The following is an 18,706-nucleotide window of genomic DNA, read 5'->3' on the forward strand; positions in this document are numbered from 1 at the left end:
GCACCGCGAAACGGCGGCCGATGGTGGCACACTGGCGCCTATGACTGACAACGACTGGGCCAGTGTCGATCGCTACATCGTGGACTCGCTCATCGGGGACGACGGCGCTCCCGCGCTCGCCGCGAACGCCGATGCCGGACTGCCCGCGATCGATGTCTCCCCGCCGCAGGGCAAGTTCCTGCACCTGCTCGCCCGCAGCGCAGGCGCGCGGCGCGTGCTGGAGATCGGCACCCTCGGCGGATACAGCACCGAGTGGCTGGCGCGCGCAGTCGGGGACGAGGGCACCGTGGTGACCTTGGAATTCGAGCCGCGGCACGCGAAGGTCGCGCGGGAGAATCTGGATCGGGCGGGAGTCGGTGCCAGGGTGGACATTCGGGTCGGGGCGGCGCTGGACACCCTGCCTGAGGTCGCCGAGGACATGGCCGAACCGTTCGACCTGGTGTTCATCGACGCCGACAAGGTCAACAACCCCAACTATGTGCAGTGGGCGCTGCGGCTGACCCGTCCGGGGTCGGTCATCATCGTCGACAATGTCGTCCGCCAAGGCGGACTGGCCGACGAGCACTCCGAGGATCCGAACGTCCGCGCGAGCCGCGAACTCGTCGAATTGCTCGCCGCCGAGCCGAGTCTGGACGCGACGGTTGTCCAGACGGTCGGTGCCAAAGGCTGGGACGGATTCGCCTACGCGGTCGTCAACGGGCCTCGCTCCTGAAGTCGGCGGGGCGGCGGCGGGCGCGGTAGAGTGGGAGGCTCCCCGAGCAGGCGTATCGACGGCGCGCCGCCGCGGCCACGCCGCGCCCGGGACGGGTTCACCCACCGGCAATGCGCGCGGCGACTACTGGGCGATCGGTATTCATCACCGGTTATCCGCCCTCGATAGCGTGGTGGTACTCGGAAGGAGCCCGGCGTCATGGAATTCCGACACCTGATTTCGTTCATCACCATCGCCGAAGAGTTGCATTTCGGTCGCGCAGCGCAGCGCCTTCATCTGACCCAGCCAAGTCTCAGTGCCCAGCTCCAGAAGCTGGAGAAGTCGCTCGGCGTCCAACTGGTCGCCCGTAACTCCCATGAGGTGCGGCTGACCCCGGCGGGGCGGGAGTTCGAACTCCAGGCCCGCCAGATCGTCGCCCAGCTCGACCGTGCCGCCCAGGCGGCCAAGGCGACCGCCGAAGGTCGCGCGGGCAGCCTGAACATCGGATACAACCTGCCGGCCAGCAGGCACGTGCTGCCGGAGGCGCTCACCAGGATGACCGAGCGACATCCCGACATCGTCGTCTCGTTATGGGAGAAGCGGACCGGGCCACAGCTGGCCGGCCTCGCCGACGGCTCACTCGATCTGGCCCTGGTCTACGGTCACCCGAGCACCGCGGACTTCCGGTATCGCCGTCTGCTGCACCGGGTTCCGCTGGTGGCTGTCGTCGGGAGACGACATCGGTGGGCGGACCGGCCGGGTGTGCCGTTCGCCGAACTACAGAACCAGGACTGTGTGTTGTTCGCGCGGGAGCAATGTCCCGCGATGTACGACACGATTCTGCGCTCGGCGGCCGAGACCAGGATCTCGCTCAACGTCACGCATTCGGCCGACGACCCCGGCGCCACCGCGCACATGGTGTCGGTTCGCCCGCTCGTCGGGTTCGCCTCGCTCCCGCGGGCGATTTCGATGGGAATGGGCGTGCCGGGCAGTAGTTCGGTGGCGGTGAAATTGTTCGATCCGGTGCCGACACTGGATTTGCACGCGGTGTGGCGTGCCGACGAACCGAATCCCGCCGTGTCGCTGTTCCTGGAATGCATCGAATCGGCACAGGTAGATGATGTCCGGGTATTGTCGGCCTGAACCTGTCGATAGGACATGACTGTCGCGCGGTAGGAACAGCGATGGCGGCGGCGACGGGAATGGTTGCCGCCGTGAAGAATTCAATTCGTGAACACAGTGTCTGTCACCGCGAACGGATTCGTTCCATCCGATACCTCCAGCCTGTATGCGATTGTTTCCGACGCGGCACGGCGTGACCCTGCGCGCCATTCCCTCTGCGCCGCCGACGGGACCCAGCTGACCACCGGCGAACTCGACACCCGGGTCCGCGCGCTCGCCTCGGCACTGCTCGACCGATCGGTCGCCGCGGGTGATCGCGTGGCCGTGCTCGGCCGCACGAGCCTGGAGTGGGCACTGCTCGACTGTGCGGCTCTGGCCGTCGGCGCGGTGATCGTGCCGGTGTACCCGACCTCCTCGCCCGCGCAGATCGAACACATCCTGCGCGACAGCGGCAGCCGCTTCTTCGCGGCCGAAACCGCTGACGACGCAGCCCGTTTGGTCGCCGCGGGCGCCGCCGAGGGCGCGGTGTGGTCCTTCGACGACCTCGCCGCGTGGTCGACCGGCAAGGAGCATCCGGAGCTCGACGCGCGGATCGCCGCGGTGCGGGCCGGTGACCTGGCGATGATCGTCTACACCAGCGGCACCACCGGCCTGGCCAAGGGCTGCATGATCAGCCACCGCAACATGTACGTCACGGCCGCGAACACCTCCCGGCAGACCGGCGAGCTGTTCGACGGCACGACGGTGCTGGCGCTGCCGCTCTCGCACGTGTTCGGCCAGACGATCCTGTTCGCCTGCCTCTACGGCGGCAGCCGCACCCATCTGCTGCCCGGGGTTCCGGACCTGGTGCCCGCGCTCGCCCGGTTGCGGCCGACCTTCCTTGCCCTGATTCCCTACGCGCTGGAGAAGATTCGCAAGCACACGCGCGCACTGCTCACCGAGGAGCAGGAGGCGGAGGCGGTCGAACGCGGCCTCGCGGTGCTGGCCGAGGGTTCGGCGCCGGTCGCAGGCAACGACGCCGTGTCCGCCGCGTTCGGCGGCCGGCTGCGCTACGTGATCTCCGGCGGCGCGTCCCTCGACGACACCACGGCAAGTTTCTACGCGGGCTTCGGCGTGGTGATCCTGAATTGCTACGGCCTCACCGAGGCGGCCACCGCGGTCACCGTGAGCGCGCCGGCCACCAACCGGCTCGGCACCGTCGGCCGCCCGATCCCCGGCACCGAGGTCGGCATCGGCGCCGACGGTGAGGTGCTGGTCCGCGGCCCGCACGTCTCGCCGGGCTACTGGGGCGCGGCCGCCGACCAGCGGCCCGTCGACGACGAGGGCTGGCTGCACACCGGTGACATCGGCGAACTCGACGACGGCCACCTGCGGATCACCGGGCGCAAGAAGGAGATCCTGGTGACCTCCGGTGGCAAGAACGTCGCACCGACGCCGCTCGAGGACCGGGTCCGGCTGCATCCACTGGTCAGCAACTGCATGGTGGTCGGTGACGGGCGCCCGTTCGTGACCGCGCTGATCACCCTCGACGCCGACCGCGCGGCGAAGTGGCGCATCGACCATCCCGACGACGATCCGGCCACCGAGATCCAGGCCGCCGTCGACGACGCCAATTCGCTGGTGTCGCGGCCGGAATCCATTCGCGCATTCCGTGTCGTCGACGGCGATTTCACCGTCGACGCGGGTCTGCTCACGTCGTCGCTGAAATTGCGCAGGGCCGTGATCGCCGAAACCTATTCCGCGGAAATAGATCAGCTGTACGTGTCGCGCGGGTAACGCGACGCGAAATTCCTCCCATGGTCTCGCCGACGATAGCCGGGACCGATCGGCCGATGAATTGCGATGGCCCGCCGTGGTTTCCGCAATGCACCGGCGACAGACTCGAAATCGGAATTCGACCAGCGAAAGTGATCACATCATGTATGACGTCATCGTCGTCGGAACCCGGGTCGCGGGCTCGCCCCTGGCCATGCTGCTGGCCCGTCAGGGCTACCGGGTGCTCGCCGTGGACCGCGCGACCTTTCCCAGCGACACCCCGTCCACGCACTACATCCACCAGGCAGGCCTCGGCTTTCTGAAGTCCTGGGGCCTGCTCGACGCCGTGGTGGCCACCGGCTGCCCGCCGATCCGCCACCTGAACTTCACCTACACCGACATCGAGATCCCCGGCATGGCCGATCCGGCGGCCGACGGCATCGACGCCGTCTACTGCCCGCGCCGCACCGTGCTCGACAAGATCCTGGTCGACGCGGCGGGGGAGTCGGGCGCCGAGGTCATCGAGGGCTTCACCGTCACCGGGCTGCTGCGCGACGGCGACCGGGTCGCCGGTATCCGCGGCCGCGCCGGTGACGGCCCCGAGCAGGAGTTCCGCGCGAAACTGGTTGTCGGCGCCGACGGTTCGAACTCGATCGTCGCCAAGGAGGTCGGCGCGGCCACCTACGAGGGTTCGCCCGCGGCCTGCTTCATCTACTACTCGTACTACGAGGGCGTCGACTGGGGCATGCACCACCGCACCGGTTTCGGTGAGCAGCAGTTCGCCTCCTGGCCGACCAACGACGGCCTGGCTCTGGTCGCGGTCATGCGCAAGCGCGACCGGTTCCGTGACTTCCGCACCGATCCCGATGCGGGCGTGCAGGAGATCGTCGACCAGATCGACCCGGAAATCGGTGCGCGCCTGCGGGATACCGGCAAGCGCGTCGAGCCGTTCCGCCCGATGCTGTACCCGGACAACTACCGCCGCCAGTCCTTCGGTCCCGGCTGGGCGCTGGTCGGCGACGCCGGCTACCACAAGGACCCGTTCACCGGCTGGGGCATCACCGACGCCTTCAAGTACAGCCAGCTGCTCGCCGACCTGGTGCACGAAAGCCTCTCGGGCGCGCGCCCGTTCGAGGAGACCATGCCGGAATACCAGCGGGAGCGCGACGCGCAGAGCGCCAGCACCTACGAGCTGACCCAGTCCATCTCCGACCTCACGCTGACCCCGTACTACGACTCGGTGTTCCGCGCGGCGAGCCTGAGCCCGCACTACTCCAAGAAGTTCTTCGGACTGATCGCCGGCCTGTACCCGCCGGACAAGTTCTTCGGTGAGGTCGAGCTGAGCGCGCTCTACGAAGAGGTGAACTTCCCCGTCGCCGATCGGCACGTGGTGAATACGGCGGTCACCGCATGATTGCGGCCGGCCTGACGGCGCTCGGAGACAGCTTCGTGGAGGGCCGTGGCGACCCCGCCGCGGCGGGTGGTTACCGGGGCTGGGTCTCGCGCCTCGGCGGTCAGCTCGGGCTGCGGCCCACCACGATTCGTAACTTCGGTACCCACGGCGCCACGACCGGCGATGTCGTCGCGAGCCAGCTCGCGGACGCGACGTCGTCGGCCCGGGCCGGCCTCTACGGTGTGGTTGTCGGCGTGAACGACCTGGTCAGCGCCTACGACGCGGATCGTTTCGCCGACAACCTGCACACCATCTTCTCGACCCTGCGGGCCAGGGAAGCCACCGTGTTCACCGCGAGCTACCCCGACATCCCCGCCCGCCTGCCCGTGCCGGACGGTTTCCGCGCCCTGCTGCGTGAGCGCTTCGCCACCGCCAACGACGTCCTTGCCCGGGTCACCGACGACACCGGCACCCTGCTGCTAGATATCGCCGCCCGGCCCGAATGGGCCAGGCCGGAGGTGTGGACCGCGGACGGTCTGCACCCGAGTCCGGTGGGCCACCGCCTGTTCGCCGCCACCGCGGCCGAACTGATCGCGTCGGCCACCGCCACCACCGTCGCCGCCTGAATTGGGCCGTGGCCCGTAGTGAAAGGAGTTGATATGGCCGAGACCGACAGCGCGCAGACGTGTTCCACGGGTGTGATGCAGGTCGATCCATCTCGGCCGTGTCAGAGCTATTCGCTATTGTCGAGGCGTGTATCTGCGGTATCAATTCCGTGTCTACCCGACGCCGGGGCAGCAAGCCGCGTTGGCCAGGGCGTTCGGTTGCGCCCGGGTGGTGTTCAACGACTGTGTGCGTGCGCGGCGGACCGCGTTTGCGACGGGAATGAAGATCAGCGACACCGAGCTTCAGCGGCAGGTTGTCACTGCAGCGAAACGGACACCCGAGCGCGCGTGGCTGGCCGAGGTCGCGAGTGTGGCGTTGGTGCAAGCGTGTCAGGACGCTCGCACGGCGTATCGGAATTGGTTCGACTCGATCGCCGGACGGCGGAACGGGCGGAAACTCGGAGCGCCACGGTTCCGATCGAAAAGAGATCACCGCCAGTCGATCCGACTGACCCGCAACGGGTTCAGGCTCCGTGCGAACGGGCGCCTGCACATCGCGAAGGTCGGCGAGCTCGCGGTGCGGTGGTCGCGATACCTGCCATCGGCGCCCTCGTCCGTGACGGTGATCAAGGACTCGGCAGGCCGCTACTTCGCGTCCTTCGTAGTCGACGTGAGAGATTCGCCGCTGCCGACGGTGACATCCGAGGTCGGTATCGACCTGGGATTGGAGACCTTCGCGGTCTTGTCGGACGGGAAGACGATCACCACGCCGAGATTTCTGCGCAGGGCCGAGCGGCGGCTACGACGTGCTCAACAGGCGCTCGCCCGAAAAGACAAGGGGTCGAAGAACAGAGAGAAACAGCGGGTCCGAGTAGCGAAACTGCACGCTCGGGTCAAGGACACCCGCCACGACTGGGCACACAAGCACACCACGGCAATCATCCGCGACAACCAAGCGGTGTTCGTCGAGGACTTGTGTGTTCGTGGGTTGGCGCGGACTCGGTTGGCGAAGTCGGTATACGACGTCGGATGGAGCACCTTCATCCGACTGCTCGAGGACAAGGCCGCCCGCTACGGGCGGATATTCGGGAAGACCGATCGGTTCTTCCCGTCGTCGCAATTGTGCTCGACGTGCGGGGCCAACGACGGCCCCAAGCCGCTGCGGGTGCGGGCATGGGAATGCGCGTCTTGCGGTGCTCGGCACGATCGCGACCTCAATGCTGCCAAGAATATTCACGCCGCAGGACGTGCGGAGTGGTCAAACGCCTGCGGAGGGACTGTCAGTCTTTCCGCCTAGCGGAAAGCGAGTCCCTGTGAAACAGGAACCCACCGACGTGGCGCACCACGCCACGGTCGGAATTCCGGTCGTCGCCGATCGGGAGGACGTCAAAGACGAACGACGCCTGGCACGCGACCCGATCGCCATCGTCGGGATGTCGGGTCTGCTGCCCAAGGCACACACCCACCGCGAGTACTGGCAGAACATCATCGACGGCGTCGACTGCACCTCCGAGGTGCCCGCGTCGCGCTGGAGCCTGGACGACTACTACGACGCCGATCGCTCGGCGCCGGACAAGACCTATTCGCGCCGTGGGGCTTTCCTGCCCGATGTCGAGTTCGATCCGCTGGAGTTCGGCATGCCGCCGAACCAGCTCGAGGTCACCAGCACCATGCAGACCCTGAGCCTCGGGGTCGCCCGTGATCTGCTCGCCGATGCCGGCGCGACCGGCTCGGAATGGTACGACCCGGCGCGGACCGGCGTGGTGCTCGGCACCACCGGACCGGTGCCGCTGATGCATCCGCTGGCCGCGCGCCTGTCCACCCCGGTGCTCGAGGAGGCGGCCCGCTCGGTCGGCCTGTCCGACGGTGACGTCGCGGAGATCTCGCGTCGCTTCGTCGCCGCGTTCGCGCCGTGGGAGGAGAATTCGTTCCCCGGTCTGCTCGCCAATGTGGTGGCGGGCCGCGTCGCGAACCGGCTCGGGCTCGGCGGCATCAACTGCACCGTCGACGCGGCGTGCGCGGCCTCGCTGGCCGCCATCCGCACCGCGATCGCCGAACTGCAGGACGGCCGCGCCGACATGATGATCACCGGTGGCGTCGACACCGAGAACTCGATCTTCATCTACCTGTGCTTCAGCAAGGTCGGCGCGCTGTCGCCGACCGGCCGGATCAGCCCGTTCTCGGCCGAGGCCGACGGCACGCTGCTCGGTGAGGGCATCACGATGCTGGCGCTGCGCAGGCTGGCCGACGCCCGCCGCGACAGCAACCGCATCTACGCGGTGATCCGCGGTCTCGGCTCCTCCAGCGACGGTCGCGCCAAGAGCATCTACGCGCCGGTCGCCGCGGGCCAGCGGGTGGCGCTGGAGCGCGCCTACGCCGACGCCGAGTGCTCGCCCGCCGACGTGGAGCTGATCGAGGCGCATGCCACCGGCACCGCGGTGGGCGACAAGACCGAGCTGACCGCGCTGAAAGGGCTGCTCGCCGACGCGAGTTCGGAGACGGGATTTGCCGCTCTTGGCAGTGTCAAGTCGCAGATCGGGCACACCAAGGGAGCCGCGGGCACCGCGGGCGTGATGAAACTCGCGCTCGCCCTGCACCAGAAGATCCTGCCGTCGACGATCAATGTCGACGCGCCCAACAGCGAGATCGACGCCGCGCACACCCCGCTCTACGTCAACACGAAGACCCGGCCGTGGGTGCGCGACCCGCAGCGCCCCGTGCGCCGCGCGGCCGCGTCGGCAATGGGCTTCGGCGGCACCAACTTCCACCTTGTGCTCGAAGAAGCCGACGGCGAACGCGGACAGGTGCTGCATCGCGTGCCCCGTGCGCACCTGTGGCACGCGCCGGATGTGTCGGGCCTGATCGACGTCGTCCGCAGCACCCCGGGCACCGACGGCGGCGACATCCCCGCCGACCACGCCCGCATCGGTTTCGTGTCCGTCGACGAGGACACCGCCGCCGATCTGCGCGCGCTGGCCGTCGACGAGATGGTGCGCAATCCCGAAGCGGCGCAGTGGGACCACCCCGAAGGCGTCTACTTCCGCGCCGCGGCGCTTCCGGAAGCGAAGGTCGGCGTGCTGTTCGCAGGCCAGGGCAGCCAGTACGTGGACATGGGTCTGGACGCGGCGCTGAACAATCCGCCGGTCGGCGCGGCCTTCGACGCCGCCAATGCCGCGTTCGTCGGCGCCGGGCAGCGGCTGGGCGCGGTGGTCTTCCCGCCGCCCGCGTTCACCGAGCAGGCCCGCGCCGAGCAGGAATCCGCCCTGCGCCGTACCGAATTCGCGCAGCCCGCGATCGGCGCGCTCGCGGCCGGTCAGTTCCGGGTGCTCACCGAGTTCGGTCTGCGGGCGCACGGCTACCTCGGCCACAGCTTCGGCGAGCTGACGGCCCTGTGGGCCTCGGGCGCGCTGAGTACCGAGGACTTCTTCACCCTCGCCCGGGCTCGTGGTGCGGCGATGACGGTGGCCGACGATGCCGAGGCGGGCACTATGGTGGCCGTCAACGCACTGCGCGAGGACGTCGCCGAGGCGCTGGCCGATCTCGACGACGTGTGGATCTGCAATCACAACGCCCCCGACCAGATCGTCGTCGGCGGCGGGCCGGAGGGCATCGCCGCCTTCATCGCGCGCAGCGCCGAAAGAGGCTGGGCCACCAGGGATCTGCCCGTGGCAGCCGCCTTCCACACGCCCTATGTCGCGCACGCGGTGACCGAATTCGGCGCCGCCGTCGACGAGGTCGACATCACCGAGCCCGACGCTCCGGTCTACGCCGACACCGCGGGAGCGTCCTACGGTGCCGATGTCGCGGCCAACCGGGCGACGCTCACGGCCCAGCTGAGCCAGCCGGTCGAATTCGTCGACGCGCTGCGGGCCATGCACGCCGACGGATGCACCGTTTTCGTCGAATGTGGTCCCAAGCAGGTGCTCACCTCGCTGGTGCGGCGCACCCTCGGCGACGACGTGATCGCCTTCGCCACCGACTCCGGTCCCATCGGCAACGGTGACGTGGCGCTCAAGCGCGCCGCGGTGCGCCTGGCCGTCCTCGGTGTCGAGATCACAGACATCAACCGCTACGCCGCCGCCGAAACGCAGCCCCCCGCCCCGGCTGCCAACAGGATGACGGTGACCCTGTCGGCGCCGGAATACGTGCCGGACAGTCGCCGTGCCGCCTACGCCGAAGCGCTGTCCGGGGACTACTCGGTCCAGCTCGCCGCGCCGCAGGCCGCAGCGGTTACCGAATCTCTGGCCGCCGTCGCCTCGATCCCCGCATCCGCATCCGCACCGCAGCCGTTCGCGGTGCACCAACCGGTGGTAGCCCCGACCGTGGAGGAACAGCTCGTGACCATCCCCGCCCCCGGCTCGTCCGAGTACCGGACGAGCGACTTGCTCGACACCGCCCTGGTGCAGCACCTGGACACCCACCGGCAGTACCTGGACGGCCAGCTCGACCTGGCCCGTGGTCTGGCCGGCGCGCTGAGCAACGGCACGCTCGACGAGAACACCCTGCGCGCCATCGAAGCGGTGAAAGATCACGGCATCGCGATCAGTGAAAGTCATTCGCGGGCAAGCGATGTGCTTGCTCAGCTTGCGGAGCTCGAGTCCGGCGCACCGGTGACCGGCACGCGCACCGTGACCGCTACCCGGCAGGCCCCGCGGGCGATCACCGCCGCGCCCACTGTGCCCGCGATCGCCGCGCCGGCGTCCGCGCCCACCAACGGGCACGCTGCCCCGGTCGCTCCCGCGGCGAATGGTGCTGCCGCCGTGGCAGTTCCGGCAACGGCTCAGCACGCTGTCGCCGCACCGCAGGCCGCTCCGGCGGAGCAGGCTGCCACCGCACCGCAGGCAGGCACTCCCGGCGCGGCCGCCGACAGCGCGATCACCGGCGATGCGGTCCGCGCCGCGCTGCGGGAGGTCGTCGCCGACAAGACCGGCTACCCGGTCGAGATGGTCGACCCCACCATGGACCTGGAAGCCGACCTCGGCGTCGACTCGATCAAGCGCGTGCAGGTCATCGGCGCACTGCAGGAACGCTTCCCCTCGCTACCCAGCCTGGGCCCCGAGCAGCTGGGCACCCTGCGCACCCTGGACCAGATCGCGGACCTGCTCGCCGAGGCCGGCAGCGCCACCGCCGCACCTGCCACCGCCGCGCACGCCACCGATGCCACCGTGGCGGCCGCATCCACCACCGCCGAGGCCGCCCCGGCCGACGGCGCCGCGACCGCCGACACCCTGCGGCAGGCGCTGCGGGAAGTAGTCGCCGACAAAACCGGATACCCGGTCGAGATGGTCGATCCGACAATGGATCTGGAAGCGGATCTCGGCGTGGACTCGATCAAGCGGGTCCAGGTGATCGGCGCGCTGCAGGAACGGTTCCCCAACCTGCCCAGTCTCGGACCCGAGCAGCTCGGCACCCTGCGATCACTGGATCAGATCGTGGCCGAGCTGGCCGGGGGTGATGTCCACCCAAAAGCTGAGGCCGCGGCCGAAACGCCGCGGCACGTCGTCGAACTCGTCGAGCTCGCGCCGGTCGACCTGGCGGTCGATCCGTATCGCCTCGCTGGTCGTGCGCTGGTGGTCTGCCTTGATCCCTCGGCCGAGACCGACGTCGAGGCGATCGAGGAGACCCTGCGCGAACGCAGCTGGACGGTGCAGCGGGTAGGCCCCGCCGACACCGTGTCCGGCTCCGCGGACATGTGTGTGGTCGTGGCGGGTGTCGCGTCGGACTGGGACCAGGCCGAGCGCATCCTGACCGAGGCGATCCTGCTCACCGGCCGGGTGGTGCCCGCCCTGCGCGGCGCGACCGACCGCGCCGGCTTCGTCACCGTCACCCGGCTCGACGGTCACCTGGGTCTGCTCGGTGACGCCGATCCGGTGCCTGCCCTGCTCGGCGGTCTCGGCGGACTGGTGAAGACCCTGGCCGCCGAGGAACCGGCACTGTTCTGCCGTGCCCTCGACATCGCCCCGGCGGCGACACCGGGGCGGGTGGCGCAGATCGTGCTCGAGGAGCTGTGTGATGCGGCCGTCGACACCGTCGAGGTCGGCGTCGACGGATCGGGACAGCGGCGCACCCCGGTGCCGAGCAGGCACGGCGATGCGATCACCACCGAGGTCGTCAGCGCGGCAACGACACTCGCGCCGACGGTGCTGACCGAGAACGACGTGCTGCTGGTGACCGGCGGCGCCAGGGGCGTCACCGCCACCTGCGTGCTCGCCCTCGCCGAACACAGCCCGGCGCGATTCGTCCTGCTCGGACGAACCCAGCTCACCGACGAACCGGCCTGGGCCATCGGGATCGCCGACGGCGACCTCAAGCCGGCGGCGGTGCGCGCACTGGCCGGGACCGGGGTGACACCGAAGGACATCGATCGGGCGTGCGGCGAGATCCGCGCGGTCCGCGAAATTCGTTCCACCCTGGCCACTCTCGGCGATCGTGCCGACTACCTCGCCGTCGATGCCACCGACGCGGCCGCGCTCGCCGAGGCGATCGCACCGTGGCGCGAGACCATCACCGGCGTCGTCCACGGCGCGGGTGTGCTGGCGGATTCCCTGATCCCGGACAAGACCGCGGACTCGATCGGGCGGGTCCTTCGCCCCAAGCTCGGTGGTCTCGCCGCCGTCCTGGCCGCGGTGGGGGAGCCAAGGGACCTGGTGCTGTTCACCTCGGTGGCCGGGTTGTTCGGCAATACCGGGCAGGCCGACTACGCCGCCGCGAACGAGGCACTGTGCCGGTTCGCGGTGAGCTGGCGGCGCAGACATCCCGGCCACCGGGTCACCGCGCTGGACTGGGGTGCCTGGGACGGCGGCATGGTGACCGCCGAACTGCGCGAGCACTTCCGGGATCGCGGCATCCCGCTGCTGGCCCCCGCCGCAGGCGCCGCCGCGTTCACGACGCAGTTCACCGAGGACCGCCGACCGGAGCCGGTGCTGCTGGTGGGTGCCGCGACCGCACTGTCGACGGGCGAACGTCCCGCCGCACGGGTGCGCGCCCGCCGCGATGTCACCGATCTGGTCGACGAACCCGTGATCGCCGCGCACCAGATCGGCGAGCACATCGTGTTGCCCGCCACCTTCGGTCTCGGCGCGATGATCAATCTCGCGGAGCGAACCCATCCGGGCCGCACCGTGATCGGGGTCAGGGACTACCAGGTCCTCAAGGGGCTGGTGTTCGACCATCCGGTCACCGCACTGGAGATCGAACTCGAACCCGTCACCGCCGTCGACGGCCGAACCGCGGTGCGTGCCACCGTCTTCGGCGACAAGGCGGCCCACTTCCGGGCGACCCTGCTGCTCGCGACGGCGCCCGAGGACGCGGGAAGCCAGTCGATCGTGGCCGGTCCGGGAACCGGCGCCGAGCGGATCTACACCGAGGCCATCCAGTTTCACGCGCCGGCGTTGCAGGGCCTGCGCACCATCCGGTCCGACAGCGACAGCGCGATCGTCCTGGAGTGCTTCCTGCCCACCGGCTCGGTCGCCGACGGCGCCTACGCGGGCAGGCTGCACGATCCGGTCGCCGCCGACCTGATCCTGCAGGGCCCGCCGGTCCTCGGCCACCGCCTGCTCGGCGCGGCCTGCCTGCCCCTCGGCGTCGGCCGGATCGACTATCACCACCCGCTGCCGACCACCGAACCGTTCGTCCTGGTGGTCGACAACCCGCGCGCCGGGCGGCTCGAAGCCCGCATCGACGCGACCGCACTGGCCACCGACGGCACAGTGCTGCAGCGCTTCTCGGACGTCACCGTCCTCACGACGCCCGATCTGACGGAGAAGTTCCAGACCTCGGTGAGGGAGTGGACCCGATGACAATCCTCGAATTCGACGGCATCGCCTTCGACCCGGTCGGCGCGGCCCCCGCGCACGCCGTGGCACAGCCGGCGCCGACCCCGTCCATCGCGCAGGCACCGAAGCCCGCGCCCACTACCGAGGTCGCCGTGTATGCCTCTGCGCCGGTGCGAGATTCGGAGCGCGGCCCGATCGCCGAGCTGCGCGTCGGCGTGGTCACGGCCCACCGCTCTGCCCTCGCCGCACAGGTCGCCGTGCAGCGTGCGCTGTGGTCCCGCGCGACCTCTCTCCAGGACCCGGCGACGCACAGCGTCGGCACCACGACGAATGCCGGTCACGGGTCGATTTTGGCCTTCGCGGGGGTCGTCGCCAGGGAAGGTGCGTTCAAGCCTCTGGCGCGTACCGACCGCATCCGGCTCGACCGCGCGGCACTCGAACAGCTGGCCGCGGGCGCGGTCGCCGAGGTCTTCGGACTCGGCCACCGGCGCGACGGTGTCGCAGTGGCGGCGCGACTCGCCGCCGGAGAACCCCTGGTACTCACCGAGATCGAGTCGATCGAGCTCTACGGCGGGACCGGCGACGGTCGGGTCGTCGCCCGCTACGACGGTGCCCCCGGCGTGGCCGCCCGGCAGGCGGCCGAGGTGTTCGCCCTGTTCACCGGCATGCACCTGTGCCTGTCGGGCAGCACGCTGACCGGGGCTACCCCGGCCGTGTCCGGCGCGACCCAGGGCACGGTGGAACTCGTCGTCACCGGCCTGGATCTCGTTCCCCGCCCGCACGTCACCGCCACCGCGAGCTTCGCAGGCGGCGAGCCGAGCGTGGCGGTGCAGGTCACCGTCGCCGAGTCCGTGGGTACGGGCGTCGGCCCCGGGCAGGCGGTACCGAGCTTGCTGCTCAACGAGTTCCACATGACGCACCTGGCGCGCGGCGATCAGGCGATCGCGATGGGGCCGGAGTTCGCGGAGTACACCGGTGTGCGCGCGACCCGGCTGCCCACCGGCGGCCTGCTCCTGGTCGACCGGGTCCGCGATTTCGACGGTGCCCGTGGCACTCTCGACGCCGCGTCCTACACCACCGAGTACGACTCGCCCGCCGACTCCTGGTACTACGCCGATACGGCCAACGACTCCATGCCGCACTTCGTGTACATGGAGACCTCGCTCCAGGCCGCGCTGCTCATGGGTTACTACGCCGGGCCGACCCTGACCCAGCCGGGCGTCACCCTGAGCCTGCGCAACCTGGGCGGCACCGCCACGGTGCTGCGTCAGGTCGACCTGCGTGACCGCACGATCGAGCAGTCCTCGCGCATGCTGTCGACGACGATCCTGCCCGGATCCTCGCTGCAGACCTTCGATTACACGCTCAGCGTCGACGGCGAGCCGTTCTACACCGGCGAGACCATGTTCGGCTACTTCAGCGACGAGGCACTGGCCAACCAGACCGGCCTCGACGCAGGCCGCCCCGCTCCGTCCTGGCTGGCCGAGAATCCGCAGGCACCGGTCCGCGCGATCGACGTGGCAGCCCGCCGCGCCGACCCGGCCGCACCACTGTGCTCGCGCGGCACCCTCACCCTCATCGATCGGGTCGATGTGGTCGACGGGGGCGGGAAATACGGTGCGGGATACCTGCATTCGCTGCGCGCCATCGACCCCGACGACTGGTTCTTCACCCGGCACTTCCACCTCGACCCGGTCATCCCCGGCTCGCTCGGCGTCGAATCGGTGATCCACGCCGTGCAGGAATGGCTCGTCGACGCGGGCCACACCGCCGACATGACCGATCCGGTGTTCCGCATTCCGGCGGATATCCCGTTCAGCTGGCGTTACCGCGGCCAGTTCCTGCCCACCGACGGCACCGTCGAACTCGAAGCGCACATCAAGGCGCTGCACCGCGGCCCGCACGGCGTGACCGCGGTGGTCGACGGCTCACTGTGGAAGCCGGGCCTGCGGATCTACGAAGTGACCGACCTGGCCGTCGAACTCGTCGATCGGGCGGCGCGATGACCACGATGCGCACCGCCGCGGTGGCGAGCACCGCCGAGGAGATCACCGCACTGCTGCTCGACCTGGACGCCCCCGTCTGGATCGTCCGCGCGGACGATCGCGTCGGCGCCACCGCCGACGAGACGGTCGCGGCGGGCACCCAGGTGCTGGCGGCCGTCGCGCCGCTGCCGCCGGAACGCCTCGGCGACAGCGCTTTCCGCACCGCACACGGTGTCAGAGCCGCCTACGCCGCCGGCGCGATGGCCAACGGCATCGCCTCGCCCGCCCTGGTGAAAGCCATGGCGCGCAACGGCTATCTGGCCGCGTACGGCGCCGCGGGGGTCGCGCCGGCCGCGGTCGACGCGGCACTGGGCGAGCTGGCAAGGGAACTGGACGGACAGCCGTTCGCCTGCAACCTCATCCACAGTCCCAGCGAATCCGCGCTGGAACGCGCCATCATCGACGCCTGCCTGCGCCACGACGTGCGCTGCGTGGAGGCCTCGGCCTTCATGGATCTCACCGCCGAGGTGGTCCGCTACCGCGCCGCCGGGCTCGCGGTCGACCGGCAGGGCGGCATCGAGCGGCGGCACCGGGTGATCGCCAAGGTCTCCCGCGTCGAGGTGGCCGACCTGTTCCTGCGCCCCGCTCCGGTCCGGCTGCTGCGCGACCTCGTCGGGGCGGGCCGGATCACCGAGGAGCAGGCCCGCCTCGCCGAGCAGGTGCCGATGGCCGACGACATCACCGCCGAAGCCGACTCGGGCGGCCACACCGACCGCAGGCCCCTGACTGTCCTGCTGCCCGAACTGATCGCGGCCCGCGACCGCCTGGCCACCTCGGTCGCCGGAGCGGGTCAGGTCCGCATCGGCGCCGCGGGCGGCCTCGGCACTCCCGATGCCGTCGCGGCGGCCTTCGGGCTCGGCGCCGCGTACGTGGTGACCGGGTCGGTCAACCAGTCGGCCACGGAGGCCGCGCAGTGCGCGGCAACCAAGAACCTGCTGGCCCGCGCCGAATTCGCCGACTGCGCAATGTCGCCGTCCTCGGACATGTTCGAACTCGGTGTGCAGGTGCAGGTCCTGCGCCGGGGCACGATGTTCGCCGCGCGCGCCCAGCGCCTCTACGACACCTACCGCGCCTACGACGGACTCGACACTCTGCCCGCGACGCTGCGCGCCGAGCTCGAGTCCACGCTGTTCCGCAGGCCACTCGACGAGGTATGGCAGGAGTGCGTCCGGTACTTCACCGAACGCGACCCGGCCCAGCTCGCCGGCGCCGAACAGGACCCGAAAGCCAAGATGGCGTTGGTGTTCCGCTGGTACCTCGGCCTGTCCTCGGGCTGGAGCATCCGCGGCGAAGCCGACCGGGTCGCCGACTACCAGATCTGGTGCGGCCCCGCGATGGGCGCCTTCAACACCTGGACGGCGGGCACCTATCTGGCCGCGCCGGAGAACCGTGCCGTCGCCGACATCGCGGGGCAGCTGATGTTCGGCGCCGCCTACCTCACCCGCGTCGCCCAGTTGCGGACCGCAGGCGTCCGGCTGCCCGCGGCATGCGCCCGCTACGTCCCACGTCCGCTGGAGGACCGATGACCATCGTCGAGACCGGAACCGCCACCATCGGCACCGCCTGGATGCTGTGCCCGGCGTGCCAGACCGTGATCTATCTCAAACGCTACGAACGCGCCGACCGGGTCTGCCCGGAATGCGACGACCACGGCATGCTCACCGCCGATCAGCGCATCGACCAGCTCCTCGACGAGGATTCGGCCAAGCCGATCGCCACCGCCGCGACGGTGACCGACCCGCTCGGATTCACCGACACCCGCGCCTACACTGAACGCGCCGCGCAGGCACGCGAGGCGACCGGCATGCCCGAGGCGATCCGCTGCGTGCGCGGCACCGTCGACGGCACCCCGATCGTGCTGGCGGTCATGGACTTCCGCTTCCTCGGCGGCAGCCTCGGCAGCGCCGTCGGCGAGGCGGTCACCGCCGCGGCCGAAGCGGCGCTGGCCGATCGCGCGCCGCTGGTGCTCGTCACGGCCTCCGGTGGCGCACGGATGCAGGAAGGCATCCTCGCGCTGATGCAGATGGCCAAGACCAGCCGCGCACTCCGGCGCCTCGACGACGCGGGCGTGCTGACCATCTCGATCATCACCGACCCGACCTACGGTGGCGTGGCGGCCTCCTTCGCCACCTCCACCGACATCATCGTCGCCGAACCCGGTGCGCGCCTCGGCTTCGCGGGGCCGCGGGTCATCCAGCAGACCATCGGGCAGACCCTGCCCGCCGGCTTCCAGACCGCCGAGTTCCTCCTGGAACACGGCATCGTCGACATGATCTGCCACCGCTCGGCGCTGCGGGCCCGGCTGTCGCGACTCGTGGCGATGACGACCCGCCCGCTGCGCCGCACCGAGCCCGGTGACGCGGACGCGGTCATCACCGACCCCGCCGCGCTCATCGTCGGTGAATCGTGGGATCGCGTGCGCGCCGCGCGCAGACTCGGCAGACCGACCACCCTGGACTACCTGGCCGCCGCGTTCGACGATTTCGTCGAACTGCACGGCGACCGCATGTCGGCGGACTGCCCCGCCATGATCGCAGGCCTGGCCCGGCTCGACGGACTGCCGGTCGTGGTGATCGGCACCCAGAAGGGCCATACCGGCGCCGAACTGACCCAGCGCAACTACGGCATGCCGACGCCCGCCGGCTATCGCAAGGCGGTGCGGGTGCTGCGGCTGGCCGCCAAACTCGGCCGCCCGGTCGTCGCGCTGGTCGACACGGCGGGCGCCTACCCCGGCATCGAAGCCGAGGAACAGGGCCAGGCGGTCGCCATCGCCGAATCGCTGAAACTGCTGGCCGGACTGCCTGTTCCGGTGGTCACCGTGATCACCGGTGAGGGCGGCAGCGGGGGAGCGCTCGCGCTCGCGCTGGCCGACCGGGTCCTGGTGTGCGAGAACGCCGTCTACTCGGTGATCAGCCCGGAGGGCTGCGCCGCCATCCTGTGGAAGGACCCGGCCGCCGCGCCGCGCGCCGCCGCCGCCCTGCGGGTCGACGCGGCCGCGCTGCTCGAACTCGGCATCGCCGACGCGGTGATCCCCGAACCGGACGGCGGCGCCGACCGTGACCCCGTCGGCGCGGCCGCCCTGCTGCGGCGGGCCGTGCGCCAGGCCGTGCACGAACTGCGCGCCTGGCCGACCGCCGACCTGCTCGCCCAGCGCCACAGCCGATTTCGTGCCTACGGGCTGACTCGGCCGGAGAGCTCGGCAGCGCGATGACCGACTTCCTGATCCGCAACCCGTGGACGGTGCTGCGGCAGGGCCTGCGGCTCACGGCACGTACCGACCCCGACCCTTCGAGCCGTCCGCACCCAGAGCCAGGAGACCC

At 70.3% G+C, this 18,706-nt stretch carries 10 protein-coding genes; all 10 read left to right on the forward strand.

Going from position 1 to position 18,706, the window contains the following annotated elements:
• Positions 1-40: 40 nt before the first annotated feature.
• The 10 genes from ACFWF2_RS18025 to accD all read left to right on the forward strand — a co-directional run bounded on the left by ACFWF2_RS18025 (position 41) and on the right by accD (position 18,597).
• Positions 41-712 carry an O-methyltransferase gene (locus ACFWF2_RS18025; RefSeq protein WP_379308561.1) on the forward strand — a complete coding sequence of 224 codons (672 nt, stop codon included), beginning with the start codon at positions 41-43 and terminating at the stop codon, positions 710-712.
• A gap of 198 nt (positions 713-910) precedes the next feature.
• Complete coding sequence (locus tag ACFWF2_RS18030) at positions 911-1,834, forward strand: LysR family transcriptional regulator (RefSeq protein WP_379308562.1); 924 nt, start codon at positions 911-913, stop codon at positions 1,832-1,834.
• A gap of 87 nt (positions 1,835-1,921) precedes the next feature.
• Positions 1,922-3,589, forward strand: a complete 1,668-nt coding sequence (locus ACFWF2_RS18035; RefSeq protein WP_379308563.1) for an AMP-dependent synthetase/ligase — start codon at positions 1,922-1,924, stop codon at positions 3,587-3,589.
• A 142-nt stretch (positions 3,590-3,731) separates the two neighbouring features.
• Positions 3,732-4,982: an NAD(P)/FAD-dependent oxidoreductase gene (locus ACFWF2_RS18040; protein WP_379308564.1), complete on the forward strand. Its 1,251-nt coding sequence runs from the start codon at positions 3,732-3,734 to the stop codon at positions 4,980-4,982.
• Positions 4,979-5,587 (forward strand): SGNH/GDSL hydrolase family protein, encoded by a 609-nt coding sequence (locus ACFWF2_RS18045; protein WP_189023284.1) that lies wholly within the window; start codon positions 4,979-4,981, stop codon positions 5,585-5,587. The genes ACFWF2_RS18040 and ACFWF2_RS18045 overlap by 4 nt, the downstream gene beginning before the upstream one ends.
• Positions 5,588-5,714: 127 nt before the next feature.
• Positions 5,715-6,863, forward strand: a complete 1,149-nt coding sequence (locus tag ACFWF2_RS18050; protein ID WP_379308565.1) for an RNA-guided endonuclease InsQ/TnpB family protein — start codon at positions 5,715-5,717, stop codon at positions 6,861-6,863.
• A 16-nt stretch (positions 6,864-6,879) separates the two neighbouring features.
• Entirely contained in the window at positions 6,880-13,365 is a 6,486-nt protein-coding gene (locus ACFWF2_RS18055) for a beta-ketoacyl synthase N-terminal-like domain-containing protein (RefSeq protein ID WP_379308566.1), read from the forward strand.
• Positions 13,362-15,347 (forward strand): beta-hydroxydecanoyl-ACP dehydratase, encoded by a 1,986-nt coding sequence (locus ACFWF2_RS18060; RefSeq protein WP_379308567.1) that lies wholly within the window; start codon positions 13,362-13,364, stop codon positions 15,345-15,347. Before ACFWF2_RS18055 ends, ACFWF2_RS18060 begins: the two co-directional genes overlap by 4 nt.
• Positions 15,344-16,912 carry a PfaD family polyunsaturated fatty acid/polyketide biosynthesis protein gene (locus tag ACFWF2_RS18065; protein ID WP_379308568.1) on the forward strand — a complete coding sequence of 523 codons (1,569 nt, stop codon included), beginning with the start codon at positions 15,344-15,346 and terminating at the stop codon, positions 16,910-16,912. The genes ACFWF2_RS18060 and ACFWF2_RS18065 overlap by 4 nt, the downstream gene beginning before the upstream one ends.
• The gene (gene accD, locus ACFWF2_RS18070) at positions 16,909-18,597 is read left to right on the forward strand and encodes an acetyl-CoA carboxylase, carboxyltransferase subunit beta (protein ID WP_379308569.1); all 1,689 of its coding nucleotides are present in this window, start codon (positions 16,909-16,911) and stop codon (positions 18,595-18,597) included. Before ACFWF2_RS18065 ends, accD begins: the two co-directional genes overlap by 4 nt.
• Positions 18,598-18,706 lie beyond the last annotated feature (109 nt).

The sequence above is a fragment of the Nocardia sp. NPDC060259 genome (assembly GCF_042728775.1).
Taxonomy (GTDB): Bacteria; Actinomycetota; Actinomycetes; order Mycobacteriales; family Mycobacteriaceae; genus Nocardia.

Bases quoted from the DNA above. Each gene is read 5' to 3' on its own strand.
- ACFWF2_RS18060 (WP_379308567.1), top strand. From the start codon at position 13,362: ATGACAATCCTCGAATTCGACGGCATCGCCTTCGACCCGGTCGGCGCG.
- ACFWF2_RS18030 (WP_379308562.1), top strand. From the start codon at position 911: ATGGAATTCCGACACCTGATTTCGTTCATCACCATCGCCGAAGAGTTG.
- accD (WP_379308569.1), top strand. From the start codon at position 16,909: ATGACCATCGTCGAGACCGGAACCGCCACCATCGGCACCGCCTGGATG.
- ACFWF2_RS18065 (WP_379308568.1), top strand. From the start codon at position 15,344: ATGACCACGATGCGCACCGCCGCGGTGGCGAGCACCGCCGAGGAGATC.
- ACFWF2_RS18040 (WP_379308564.1), top strand. From the start codon at position 3,732: ATGTATGACGTCATCGTCGTCGGAACCCGGGTCGCGGGCTCGCCCCTG.
- ACFWF2_RS18045 (WP_189023284.1), top strand. From the start codon at position 4,979: ATGATTGCGGCCGGCCTGACGGCGCTCGGAGACAGCTTCGTGGAGGGC.
- ACFWF2_RS18025 (WP_379308561.1), top strand. From the start codon at position 41: ATGACTGACAACGACTGGGCCAGTGTCGATCGCTACATCGTGGACTCG.